This window comes from Nostoc sp. KVJ20 (assembly GCF_001712795.1).
GTDB lineage: Bacteria > Cyanobacteriota > Cyanobacteriia > Cyanobacteriales > Nostocaceae > Nostoc.
Map to the genome: position 1 here is coordinate 23,438 of NZ_KV757644.1, position 13,042 is coordinate 36,479.

Here is a 13,042-nt window from a genome sequence, read left to right on the forward strand (position 1 = left end):
CATTGTCAAATTTACGTCTCTCCTCACGATTTAATTCGGATTGCTACATTGCTTGACCACTTCGTAAAGCATTCAATAATCTTTGTTCCTCTAAATGCTGACATATAGCACTGAACGGCGTTCCAGCATTGTATTCCCCCTTTTTTCCACTGTGATGGAGTGCTACTAAATCCCAGTTACTGTTGAAACAAGGAGAACCAGAAGAACCAGGCTCAGTATTAGTTTTATATCTAACCATTGTGCCATTCTCATTAATATCAATAATCGCATCAGTATCTAATGCTAGCTTTAATGGCTCACCCTTTGGATGTTGCACTATAAATAACGGAGTATTAGGCAAAAATTGATAATATGGTTCAGTGGGCAATTTAATCCATCCCCGTGCTGGAGAACCTGGTTCCCCAATAGTGCTGTTTCCTGGCTCTCCATCTACCCGAAACAAAGTGTAGTCTAGTGGCAATGGATTTTCTTTATCTGGTAGACATGGGCTTTTAGCAATCAACCAGTTTTCTTTTAAACGGTATTTTTTCCCGTCGCTCAACTGACCATCTAATAGGGTTTTATAGTCGAAACTTAGGACAACATCCTTATAACTTACTTGTTTATTAATTACGTCTTCCATTACATGAAAATTCGTAATAACCACATTTGGTGCAATCAAAAAGCCTGTACCTTGTGCTGTACCTCCGGGAAATTCAATACGGCATACTTGCGGCAGAATTTGACTTATCTTTTCTACCCATATACCAAAATCTAGGAAAGAATTAGTTTTTTTAATAATTTTTTCCAATGAATCTTTTTCTGATAGCTCTGCCGGCAAAGAAATATTAAGAAATGAAGTATCTGTAAAAAAATCTTGGCAAAAATCAATTAATTGTTGGTTTCCAGGATTTGACTGACGCGCACCTAAAATTAAGTTTCTAACCCATCCTTCAGCGTCTGCACGGTCAATCAGCTTAAATGCCAATTGTTCTAAATTCTTGGCAATTACTATCCTATATAGGTTTTTGTCAAATCTATATTTTACAAATCTTTCAAATCTTTCTTCATCCCGAAATGCATCTTGCAAAGCTTCCGATAGTTTTTCGTGTTGATAACCAGGCAGTTTCATACTATTCTCTTATGTGAATCAAACAAGTGATAACTGATAAATCTTTACCGCTCACTAAATACTCTCTCATCAGATGTATTACCAACTTCAATTCACAACAGTTTTTCTACCCTCTAACTCGCTAACAGAGTGGGCTTCATTAGCCTTCAACCACTGCTCAATCATCTCCACTACAACATGACTCATCTTCAGCCCCCGCAAAGCACAAGCAGCATGAAAGCGTTTCTTCAGGTCGTCTGTGATACTAATCTGCATAATGGTTAGTGTAGATAGTGTCTATACAAAGCTACAAATGTACAGAACGAGATTCCAGACTGACTATAGCAGTCTCAGTAGATTTACGATAGAGTTCGCTTAAGCAAATTTAAGCTTCTTCACAAAATACTAGATTTTTTCCTTTATTCAGCTTGGATTTAAGCGTTTAAAAACAATTCATCGCTTGAATTGATTGGCTGATTGTGATTGTTTCATCACAATCACATCCCAGATATGGAGAATCAGGAGTAATTGAGGCAGACGCACCGAATCACTGGCAGCAGATTGTCACCTTTGCTGATGGTGAGAGGCTGCTGGTAAACAATAGTGATTTGGCTGATTTAAATGACGCAATTGTGTCCGAATCGAGTGAGCGGACTTACCCGAATGGCACTAAGAAAAGCTATAAGCTATGCAGGATAAGGACTACAACTTTAAGGCTCACTCCCGCAGTAATGGCATAAGTCAGGCGATCGCGGATAGAAGGATGATGTACAATCTAAAAATTTTTTGGAGGTAGAAAAAGCTTACTCGTTCATGAAATACTTTCTTTGAGACGAGCAAGCAAATACCATAATTACTACTGTGACACTACGAGTACAAATCCTCAAGGATAAATTTAGTCAGGGTTTAGGGCTACCTTTTAAAGAATTGCTGCCAGAATCTGCAATAAAACTTGCAATATCTGAGCTAAAAATCAAATATAAAAAACGGTTGTTTGACCCATTCGTAACTTTATGGGCATTTTTATCTCAAGTATTAGATACAGACAAAACTTGTAATAATGCTGTGAGTAAAATAATTGCACATTTGGCTGAGTCAGAAGTAGAAGTTCCCTCAACAGATACGAGTGCTTACTGCCAAGCACGGGCAAGATTACCAGAAAAGTTGTTAGAAAAGCTTTTCAATTATTCAGCACAAAAACTGGAAGAGATAGTAACTCAAGAACATTTATGGTGTGGTCGAAATATTTTAGTGATAGACGGCTCGACGGTCTCTATGCCTGACACTGTAGAAAACCAAAAAGAATACCCACAACCCAGTAGTCAAAAGCCGGAATGTGGATTCCCAATTGCCAAAATTGGTGTGATATTCAGTTTAGTAACGGGAGCTGCCGTTGCCTTGTGCATAGATGTTCTAAACACTCATGATATTAAATTAGCTAGAAAACTGTACAGTTTTCTCAAACCTAATGATGTGCTTGTAGGGGATAGAGCTTTTTGTGCTTACGCCGATATGTTTACTATCAAAAAGTTTAATTGTGATGTCGTGTTTCGTAAACATCAATCTCGCACAACAACTATGCGAAAAGGTAAAATTATTGGAGATTGCGACAAATTAGTTACTTGGTATAAGCCTAAAACTTGCCCAAAAGGATTGGATAAAGATGAATTTAATGCTTTACCTCCTTCAATAACTGTGCGAGAGATTTACTATTATATTGTTATTCCTGGTTTTCGGACTCAACAAGTTAGCTTAATTACCACTCTTTTAGATGGATCTTCTTATTCTACTCTGGCAATTGTTGGACTTTACGGTCAACGCTGGGATGTTGAACTAAATTTAAGACATCTCAAAACTACCTTGGGTATGGATATTCTGCGATGTAAAACACCCTCGATGATCCGCAAAGAAATTTACGTTTATTTGCTGGCTTACAATCTACTTCGTAGCTTAATGTGGTCGGCTGGAACTACTTATACTACCCCTCCAAATCGCCTATCACTGCAAGGTACTCGCCATCATTTAATTAACTTTATTCCCAAATTATTAGCAGCAACTTCTCAAAAACGCCACCAGATTTATCGCACTTTGCTAAAAGTTATTGCTCACAAGGCTGTTCCTGACCGTCCTGCTAGAAACGAACCACGAGTCCGTAAACGCCGCCCGAAAGCTTATCCCTTAATGACCAAACCCCGGCACGAATTACGAAAGCAGTTGCAAACTGCTTAATACACAAGCGTTTCGGCTTTTCTTAGTGCCATTCCGGACTTACCCAAAAGAATATTCTGAGGCCATCGCCCAAATCAAAGAGCAACACCAGCAGGAACTAGAGCGTTTACAGCAGGAATTGAGGATTGGGCTACAAGCAGAAGTATCAGCCAGAGCAGAAGAACAAGTGCAAGAGCAAATCCAATCTCTGCAACAACTCTTTAAGCAACAGAAAGAAGAAAATATCCAGTTACAGCAACGCCTCTTGGAGATGGAGGGGTTAAGAAAACTGGAGATTGAAAATCAACAACTCCAGCAACGTATTCAGGAATTGGAACACGCTGTAGAACAGCGCCCTTCTCAACAGTGGGGAAATACTATGACGCAACAGGCTACCAAAGCGTTGAATAAGCAGGTGAAACAGGCGTTAGAGCAGACAATTGATTTGCGATCGCTAGCCCAGGAACCACCCAAGGAGAATGCTCAGGAATGCTTACGGTTGATGGGCATGGCTTTGAAAAACTTAGCCAATGCCATGAACAATACTCAGGCATTGGAGGCAGCAGCGCTAATTTTAGGTAGTGAACCTACACCATCTGCGATCGCTTACCGAGCCGAGCAACTAGAAATGCTACCCCAAGCGGTTAGTGATATTCGGCAGGTACTTGCAAAACCTGGGTGTGCTTGGCAGGACTATTGGGCAGTGGCGCAAGAGTATGAGGTGATTAAATCAGACTATTGGGCAGAATTGACCACCCAAGAGACTGATTTAATTACTGCACTCCAAAAAGCATCCTCTCAATCGGACACAATCGGACTCGGCTCTATAGTTGCTCACGCTGACCCATACCGTACTTTGTATGTCGAGAGGGGTGAAGTCGTAGAGGATTTGGGCGAAGAGTTGATAGTAGCCTGGGATTGTTGGAAGGAGCAATCGAAAAAAGCTGACAGGTATTTCCGCGACGAGTTGCGATTCTGGCAACCTCAATAGGCTTTCAGTGTACTGACGACTTTTTAGATAGCCAAATACAAGTACCTTGCCCCGCATCACAGTGGGGGAAATTTCCGTGCGTCAACATAACAGGAGATTGTAGAATGACCGCAACTATTACAAGACCCAAGCTCAAAAAGTCTGCTGCTACTAAAGCACAGTCACCGTATAAAAGGCTTCATGTGATTATTCCCATTGAAGATTTGCTCTGGGCATCGCAGCAAAAGCCATCAGTTACGCAATTGTGGCAAGAATGCTGGACGGCTGACCCTTATGGTTCTCGGTGGATGCCGCTTTCTACTGGGATGGGTTACAGTACTTTTATCTCTGCGAAGAAAATTCTTTCCGACAGTAGCCTATTCATTTTCAAGCCGGACAAATCGATACAGGATAGCCGAGAAACCGTTGTCTGGATGGTGAAGAATTTACATGGCAGCCGGATGAAGGAATTTTGGGAGAAAGCTAATGCTGAAAATCAGCAACCAGATTCTCAAAAACGAGAACCAAATACTGAAAAACGAGAATCAAATGCTGGGGATTCAGAGATAGATGCTGGCTCCGAAGAAATAGGTGCTTTGTATAAAGCGTCTATTTTAGATCAAAGTGAGTCAGAGCAAGGGTTCCAGGAACTCTCACGAACTGGTCAGAAACTCCTCACAAACTCTTCAAAAGAGATTGTGAGGAGTTTCTCTGACACGCTTACAGGAAATTTGCGTGAGGAGAAGACGGCTCACGCGCCCTTGAGGGGCGCGTCGCCTCAGACTGTTGAAAGCGTGAAAGAGTTGGAGGAAGAATTACCTGCGGTAACGGACTGTACATCGCTGACGCTTGTAGATGCTGTACAGGGTGAATCTGCTTTGTTGATAGGAGAAAACCAGGATTGTGGTGTTGAGCCGACAATCTCTCATGAAGGTGCTTATTCCGCCGCGCCTGTTGCCCAAAATGAAAAATCTTTAAATTCTGCGATCGCTAATCAAACACCGGGGCAAGTAGAACAGGGTCAATCTGCTTCCTTTTCGGGAGAAAATCAAGTCTCTGTCCTTGAAGTGAAAGCGGATCATGGGGGCGAAGGTTCCGCCGCGCCTATCCCCAGTGCTGAAAAATGGTCACATGAGGCGATAGTTGCACGGTCAAATATGCGGCCTCTAAGAAGGGAAAAACTCAATCGAGCGGCAAATTCAGGGGAGAATCCGGGGTTTGACTTCTTACAGGAATGCTGGAATGATGATCCGGCTTTACAGATTGTGATCAAGAAGCTGCTGGTGAAGTTTCCGCAGTGGGGGATTACGATTGTGGATGGAGTGCTGGTGAAGTGGGAGGGTTAGCGCGATCGCCATTTTAATTACTGGCATATTCCAGCACTCGTTCCCACTTCCAACGCCAAGCCACCTCTACGTGTTTCTTTACCATTGGTGAATTTGATAAATTCTTGTCCAAAAGCGAGAAAACACATCAGCAACGAGGCGATTGCGTACATCATACCCCCACAGAGAAACTGTGCCATTCCACCATCTTTGCCCTGGTGACTCTAAACATTGATAGTTTCAGGTACTGATGATGCCATGCCTTTGGTTTCCACTGACGAGTGCAAAGCTCGAATTAAAATGGCGTTTGGGAAAACCTGCAATTCATTTTTATCTTTTAATTAAAATTACTTTGTAGCTAACTAAATCTCCATTTTTTAATAATGCCTATCTATAATTATAATCCTCCCAGCACTTGAAGTACGAGGAGGATTCAATACCCCTAATTAGCAATGGTGATTATTGCGTCTATTAGGATGTAGCTGCAAGCTTGCAGATATGGCTTAGATTCTTTGTGATTACGCAACGATATCAAAGTTCGTAGCTGTCAATGCTGGTGATGCTGTGAATGGATTGTTATCGTTATCAATGTTGGCAAACAGAGTACCTGTCCCAAAGCCTGGCGATGTCGAGTTTTGGTTGAAGAACAAGTTGCCAGTTCCAAGACTGTAAGTAATGAGTCCAGAGCTAGTTGCAGCAGCTGCATCATTAGCTACTATCTTAATCTGAGACAGATTGTTGAGTCCGACGAAAGTTGTCTTATCCAAAACAATTTTGTCATAAATGCCGCTGAAGTCAGTAATTTTATCTACACCTAGATCAGCACTATTGAACCAAGCGCCTGAGTTGAACACGAACCGATCGCTACCACCACCACCAGTCAGAATATCATTACCTTTACCACCGATAAGGATGTCATTACCAGTTCCACCATTAAGGGTGTCATTTCCGGTTCCACCATAGAGGCTGTCATTCCCCTCACCACCAAAGCCACTTAATGGTGTAGCTGTGCCACTAGCATCAAGCAAGTCATTACCAGCCCCGCCTGTGAACTGTACTGCATTTACGCCAGTTCCTGCCAGGTTGTTGACATCCAAGATGTCATCACCACCACCACCATTGATTTCAAACCTCTCTGCACTGTCTACAGTTAGGGTGAAGGGAACCAAGTTAAGTCGATCAAAGATTGCTCTTCCTTGAGCATCCTTTTGTAGACGGAAGGTATCTCCTGCTGCCCCTGCGCCGTTAACTTCAACCACGTCATAGCCAGCGTTACCACTGATTTTGTCGCTACCGTCACCGTTGTTCCAGATGAGTCGGTCATTGCCATTTCCGCCACTGAAGATGTCGTTCCCACGATTTCCTACTACGGTGTCGTTGCCGTCTCCACCGAATAGCCAGTCGATACCGTCACCACCTCGTAACAGGTCATTACCAGTTCCAGCATTAAGGGTGTCATTTCCAGCGCCACCATAGAGGCTGTCATTCCCCTCACCACTAAAGCCGCTTAATGGTGTAGCTGTGCCACTAGCATCAAGCAAGTCATTACCAGCCCCGCCTGTGAACTGTACTGCATTTACGCCAGTTCCTGCCAGGTTGTTGACATCCAAGATGTCATCACCACCACCACCATTGATTTCAAACCTCTCTGCACTGTCTACAGTTAGGGTGAAGGGAACCAAGTTAAGTCGATCAAAGATTGCTCTTCCTTGAGCATCCTTTTGTAGACGGAAGGTATCTCCTGCTGCCCCTGCGCCGTTAACTTCAACTACGTCATAGCCAGCGTTACCACTGATTTTGTCGCTACCGTCACCGTTGTTCCAGATGAGTCGGTCATTGCCGTTTCCGCCACTGAAGATGTCGTTCCCACGATTTCCTACTACGGTGTCGTTGCCGTCTCCACCGAATAGCCAGTCGATACCGTCACCACCTTGTAACAGGTCATTACCAGTTCCACCATTAAGGGTGTCATTTCCAGTGCCACCATTGAGGGTATCATTTCCATCATCACCAAAGCCGCTTAATGGTGTAGCTGTGCCAGTACCATCAAGCAAGTCATTTCCAGCCCCGCCTGTGAACTGTACTGCATTTACCCCAGTTCCTGCCAGGTTGTTGACATCCAAGATGTCATCACCACCACCACCATTGATTTCAAACCTCTCTGCACTGTCTACAGTTAGGGTGAAGGGAACCAGGTTAAGTCGATCAAAGATTGCTCTGCCTTGAGCATCCTTTTGTAGACGGAAGGTATCTCCTGCTGCCCCTGCGCCGTTAACTTCAACCACGTCATAGCCAGCGTTACCACTGATTTTGTCACTACCGTCACCGTTGTTCCAGATGAGTCGGTCATTGCCGTTTCCGCCACTGAAGATGTCGTTCCCACGATTTCCTACTACGGTGTCGTTGCCGTCTCCACCGAATAGCCAGTCGATACCGTCACCACCTTGTAACAAGTCATTACCAGTTCCACCATTAAGGGTGTCATTTCCGGTTCCACCATTGAGGGTGTCATTTCCACCCAAACCGCTGAAGTTATCAGAAGCGGCATCACTAATACCTATATCTGCTCCATTAGTCGGACCTGGGCCTGGAATCCAATTTATTGCCATGATAAATACCCCTAATTCTTAATTTTTAAGTGAATAATCAGGTACTAATACTTCATTTCTAAGAGAATATGAAAGTACTAGTTTCTGTCTTTGAACTACAAAACTTATAGTTTTTAGCTGCTAAGTATTACTCAGAGATACATTCTTCTTTTATGCAGAATATTGGTTTTTGTAAAACTTATTCACTATGAACTTTGCAGACAGACCTTACTAGATTCTGACTTTTAACGTCATGTGAAAAAAAAAGAATAGCTCACGAAAGCCTTTTGCAAGCTGCCTTTCAAGTGATTGAATAATTTTCGCTAAAGTTCAAATAAATGTCATTAGCTTTGAATAGATGACAATATTGAGTTAGAAACCGTGCTTATATTGTGACTTTGGTGACAAGTACTTAAGTTCTCCAGCAGTATTAATAAGTAAGTGTTCATCTGTAAAATGTTCAGAGTCTTTATCAGGGCGAACGCACGGTATTTATGAAACCCTTGGTGGATAAGGATCTTGACGAAAAAATAGGCTAAATTTAAAAACGCTGAAACCCTTGCTATTAAAGGATTTTTATACTTTAGATGCGTTTGCACTAGAGTCTTTATCCCAAGTCTTTAAAAGTGCCAGCAACGTAAAAACAGCTATTAAATATCAATTTATCGTGTTACTAATAAAGGGTTTTTACTGAAGAGTGAAGCATTTATTTTTGCCTTTACTCTCAAACAAGTATTTATCTCATGAGTAAAATGTAATACTCTAATTTAACGTGAGTTCGACGTTTAGAAAAAGGCAAAAAGCTTACTAGATATGAAGCATAAGAAACTGAGCAAGTATTGCGATGGCGCGAAGCGCCCACCGGAGGCGATCGCTAAGATTGATTGAGAATCAGCAAAAAAGTCATAAAAAAACACCGAGACTGAAAATATCTTAGAAACATCAACGTCTCAGCTATGTCTCATCATGAAACTACCACTCTTGATCAGCACCATTTCAAGAGTGATGTTGTTGCCCAGGCTTTCGGTCAAGTACTCGGCTTGACGCTGTTCACGTTTGCTTTCTTGTCCTTGTTCGTTTAATATTATTACATCAAAGTTAAATAGTTTCACTTAGCTATACCTCAGCCAAATAATAATAAAAATTACATTAATAATCGTCGATTTCCATACCATTGACTCAAGTCATCCTCAATCGCCTCAAGAATAGCGATCGCTTCGGTTATCGATTTTGAAGAAGCAATTAAAAGTGCAAACGCTTGCTCAACCCGTTGTTGATAGTCGATAGGGCAAATAGCAAACTTAGCTGCGATTGCCACTGCTCCCTTTTCATTCAACAGGTATTGTTCATTAAGAGCGAATAAAACCTGATTCATACACGCCACACTGCGGAAACAACAACCTGCTGCGTAAACGACATCATCGCGTGCAATCGCCTTTTTTGCAACCACCAGCGAGAAACTGATTTCCCAGGCGAAAGTGTCAATAGTTACCTGCTTCAGCCCAACTGGATAAGGCTTTGTTTTGAGCTTCAAAGCTTCTAAAACACCATCCGGGTCGTAAAGTACCTTACAAATAGCAATTTCCCCCATATAAATCGAGGATACAAAACCATGAGGATGTCCTGGTTGGTAATCAATAGTAATTTGTCCAGCATGACAATCATCAATCACACGATTCACCTTCGCCAAATCACGATAGAGAAAATCTACACCTACACCTTCTACCACAAGCCAACCGCCGCCGTTAATCCACTTTCCCCATTCACCAATCGCAGTAATCAAATCTACTCGATGTTTATCATCAAGCTCATAGGCAAGGCGATTTAGAGCAATTAAATCCGGCGGGTTTTCTGAATTATAATAAATTCCCAAATCTACATCTGACTTATTGGTGTGGTTGCCCCGTGCCCGTGAACCGCCCAATGAGATAGCTGTAATTCCCTCAATTGACCGCAAACTTGAAACAATATGGTTGATGAATTGAGGCGATTCCTGATTCATAGAGCGATTGTTACATTCCTATCGCTATCATTTTATATTTTAAAGGCATCGCTACTTAAATCGATAATGCGATTGATTCGTTTAGGCTCACTGTCATTATGAAAGTATAATTTCTGAGCCGCGTCTGTGCCAAATCCTGAAAAGTGGTCGCATAAGGCGATTGTTGCAAGGGCAAATATGCAACCTGAGCGTATGCAGAAACTCATGCGTTGCAGCGAATTCAGGGCAGAATCCGGGGTTGGGTTTCTTGCAGGAGTGTTGGAATGATCCGGCGCTGGTGATAGTTATTAAGAAGTTGCTGGTAAAGTTTCCGCAGTGGGGCATTGTTTGTGTTGAGGGGGGCTTGCATATTTAAAAAATCCGATACTTTTAAGAATCTTTAACTTCAGGCGATCGCTAAAGAGTGAAACAGCAGTGTTATTTTGCTAAGTAATGAACTAAAGCAAAGACAGGCAGGTAAAGCATGGATTTGGAGGATTTGACAACGCTGATTCATGAGCATGGCTTATCAGAGTATCAAGATGAGATTTTGGCAAGTGTGCGCCCGGCTATCTTGTTAAAGCTTGGACAAGCTGAACCAGGACATAAAGGACAAAGCCGTATTGGGGGAGTTCCAGATTTACCCTTGTCGATTCCTTGGCCTAAAAACAGTTTTTTAGACCGCTACCTTTGCTTTATCTTGCAGATTAACTTTGCTGAATTACCCACTTTTCCAGACAATCCTTTGACAAAGCGGGGAATGCTTTATCTGTTTGCTTCGGAAAGCTCTAATAGTGCCGAACAACTAGTATTTTACGATGGGAGCGAACCTTTAGAGTCGATACATTTAAGCCAAGATACTCGTTTGATTACAGATTGCTACGATAATTTAGTAACTCACCGTCTAGAGTTTGAGTTGTTTCCCGATATCCCGCGTTGGGCAACAAATGATTTTGAGCAGCTGTGCGCTCGTCTCAACTTGGACGAACTCAAGTTAAATGATTTGGGTAGAACTCTCAGTGAAAACAGTGTCGGTAAACTACTAGGTCATGCTTCGGGCATTGGGCATGATCCACGGGAGGATGCTTATATAGTTAGGGAGGTGAACCCCGAATGGCTTTACAACTACGAGCAACGGCAGACCTTAGACATGACTCGCGCCCAGAACTGGCATAACTTGTTGGAAGTCGATTCTAGCAGAGCAGTTGACCTGATGTTTAGCGATGCTGGCTACCTGCAAGTACTTATTCATGGCGAAGACTTGAAGCAGCTGGATTTTTCTACAGTCTACGTGAACCTTGAATCAAGCTGAAGTTTCGGTGGAATGTACAAGAAGCCGTGTTTATTGCTGTTTATAAGGAAAGGAGGAAACCTGAGACACAACAGGTCAAGTTATACTGCGATCGCTCATACGGAACTGCCATCGTGTCTCTACTGGATAAACTGACCATCACTTTTTTGTTGAAACTGCGGCAGCATATTTTTATGCAATTGTTACAGGGGTGATGAAGATAAAAGTCCCGCCGCACCTATCACCAATGCTGAAAAATGGTCACATGAGGTGCGACCTGTAAGAAGGGAAAAATTGAATCGAGCGGCGAATTCGGGCGAGAATCCGGGGTTTGACTTTTTGCAGGAATGCTGGAGTGATGATCCGGCTTTAGGGACTTCCAAGTAAAAAAATATTCCACTGCTATTGTTCACTGTTGACCGTTGACGGTTCACGAGTTTTTAGTTAACAGTCAACAGTCAACTCAACATTAGACGAGCTACTTAAAGCGATTAATATCCGCTTAGAAAGACAGGCTATTTTTCAATCCTGGTGGGCTACTAAATTTCAGAAAGCTTTTAACTCCATGTCTGCAACGAAGAATTCAGTAATTGTCCAAGAAACATCAATCTTTCCCAACGTTCCAGAATTAAAAGCAATATTTGATTTTATAGAAGCCCATTATCATGAAGGAATTAGTCTGTGTGATGTCGCCCAAGCGCTTGGTTACTCACCTGCTTATTTAACTAATCAAGTCGCAAAGCAAACAGGAGAAACTGTAAACAACTGGATCGTCAAACGCCGGATGCTAGGAGCGCGATTATTACTTCAAAATAATGAGCAGACAGTAGAGCAAATTGCCAAAGCATTAGGCTACCAAGATGTATCTCATTTGTCTCGCCAGTTTCGCCAACATCATGGCTTACCTCCTCATGCTTGGCGTAAACAACATTATGCACTCGCTTTAAAAGGCACTATTTAAATACTACAAGTGTACCTCAATCTATTTAAAACCCTTTGACGATTTTTACAGCCAACTATATTAATTTTGCTACTTCTTCCATTAAGCAGGTAGGGTTTGAAGGTTTTTGAATATAAGTTTGAAACCCTGATGCAAGCGCTTTTTCATAGGACTCTCCTTTAGAAACACCACTTAAAGCAATTGCCGGAATTTCTCTCATTGGGGAAAGTGGTAGTGACCTAACTTGCTGTATTAACCCATACCCGTCTTTTCCTGGCATCACAATGTCAGAAATTAAAAGATCCACTGTGTTTTGTTGAATTAGTTCAAATGCTAACGAAGCATTATCTGCCAACATTACATTAATTCCATATTTACAAAGTAAATACCTTATTAAACTTAGATGATTATTGTCATCATCAACTACAAGTATTGTTAATCCTTTAAAGATAATATCTATCTCTATTCTCTGGTCTGATAAAATTGCCGCCTCAGTATTTTCTAACATAATCAAATTTAACCATTACTTGCTTGAGCAACGCAGGATATAACATAATTTATAATTACAATAAATAAAATAGGGGACTTTTAAAATTTTGTCCCCTGGTTTATATAGAAGGTTTTTTACGTAAGGATTCAGGTCTAATAT

General features: G+C 41.9%; 11 protein-coding genes and 2 pseudogenes. 6 read left to right on the forward strand and 7 right to left on the reverse strand.

What is annotated here, in order from left to right; translation table 11 throughout:
• Positions 1–43: 43 nt before the first annotated feature.
• Entirely contained in the window at positions 44–1,111 is a 1,068-nt protein-coding gene (locus A4S05_RS21770) for an effector-associated domain EAD1-containing protein (protein ID WP_069071884.1), read from the reverse strand.
• Positions 1,112–1,198: 87 nt separating this feature from the next.
• Positions 1,199–1,366, reverse strand: a complete 168-nt coding sequence (locus tag A4S05_RS39195) for a plasmid partition protein ParG (RefSeq protein ID WP_084227195.1) — start codon at positions 1,364–1,366, stop codon at positions 1,199–1,201.
• A 203-nt stretch (positions 1,367–1,569) separates the two neighbouring features.
• On the opposite strand from A4S05_RS39195, the gene A4S05_RS40480 reads away from it, so the two are divergent.
• The 4 genes and pseudogenes from A4S05_RS40480 (at position 1,570) to A4S05_RS41845 (ending at position 5,614) form a co-directional block, all read left to right on the forward strand.
• Complete coding sequence (locus A4S05_RS40480; protein ID WP_141699775.1) at positions 1,570–1,830, forward strand: hypothetical protein; 261 nt, start codon at positions 1,570–1,572, stop codon at positions 1,828–1,830.
• A gap of 121 nt (positions 1,831–1,951) precedes the next feature.
• Entirely contained in the window at positions 1,952–3,319 is a 1,368-nt protein-coding gene (locus A4S05_RS21775; protein WP_141699776.1) for an IS4 family transposase, read from the forward strand.
• A gap of 34 nt (positions 3,320–3,353) precedes the next feature.
• A pseudogene (locus A4S05_RS21780) lies at positions 3,354–4,289 on the forward strand (hypothetical protein); the annotation flags it as partial.
• Positions 4,290–4,393: 104 nt separating this feature from the next.
• Positions 4,394–5,614 (forward strand): hypothetical protein, encoded by a 1,221-nt coding sequence (locus tag A4S05_RS41845; RefSeq protein ID WP_176727065.1) that lies wholly within the window; start codon positions 4,394–4,396, stop codon positions 5,612–5,614.
• A 17-nt stretch (positions 5,615–5,631) separates the two neighbouring features.
• Here the strand turns inward: A4S05_RS41845 and A4S05_RS41850 are convergent, their stop codons facing one another.
• The 4 genes from A4S05_RS41850 to A4S05_RS43480 all read right to left on the reverse strand — a co-directional run bounded on the left by A4S05_RS41850 (position 5,632) and on the right by A4S05_RS43480 (position 10,532).
• Positions 5,632–5,769: a hypothetical protein gene (locus A4S05_RS41850; RefSeq protein WP_176727066.1), complete on the reverse strand. Its 138-nt coding sequence runs from the start codon at positions 5,767–5,769 to the stop codon at positions 5,632–5,634.
• A 342-nt stretch (positions 5,770–6,111) separates the two neighbouring features.
• The gene (locus A4S05_RS21790) at positions 6,112–8,202 is read right to left on the reverse strand and encodes a beta strand repeat-containing protein (protein WP_069071886.1); all 2,091 of its coding nucleotides are present in this window, start codon (positions 8,200–8,202) and stop codon (positions 6,112–6,114) included.
• 1,123 nt (positions 8,203–9,325) lie between these two features.
• Positions 9,326–10,183, reverse strand: a complete 858-nt coding sequence (locus A4S05_RS21795) for a nucleotidyltransferase domain-containing protein (RefSeq protein WP_069071887.1) — start codon at positions 10,181–10,183, stop codon at positions 9,326–9,328.
• A 220-nt stretch (positions 10,184–10,403) separates the two neighbouring features.
• A complete protein-coding gene (locus A4S05_RS43480) occupies positions 10,404–10,532 on the reverse strand; it encodes a hypothetical protein (protein WP_256091075.1) in 129 nt (42 codons plus the stop codon).
• A gap of 114 nt (positions 10,533–10,646) precedes the next feature.
• Between A4S05_RS43480 and A4S05_RS21800 the strand changes: the two genes are divergently transcribed.
• Together A4S05_RS21800 and A4S05_RS21805 are read left to right on the forward strand one after the other, a co-directional pair.
• Complete coding sequence (locus A4S05_RS21800; RefSeq protein WP_069071888.1) at positions 10,647–11,474, forward strand: YwqG family protein; 828 nt, start codon at positions 10,647–10,649, stop codon at positions 11,472–11,474.
• A 442-nt stretch (positions 11,475–11,916) separates the two neighbouring features.
• Positions 11,917–12,414 (forward strand): annotated as a pseudogene (locus A4S05_RS21805) (helix-turn-helix domain-containing protein); the annotation flags it as partial.
• 55 nt (positions 12,415–12,469) lie between these two features.
• Here A4S05_RS21805 and A4S05_RS21810 read toward each other — a convergent pair.
• Positions 12,470–12,901, reverse strand: coding sequence for a response regulator (locus A4S05_RS21810; protein ID WP_069071889.1), 432 nt, complete (start codon positions 12,899–12,901; stop codon positions 12,470–12,472).
• Between the last annotated feature and the right edge of the window lie 141 nt (positions 12,902–13,042).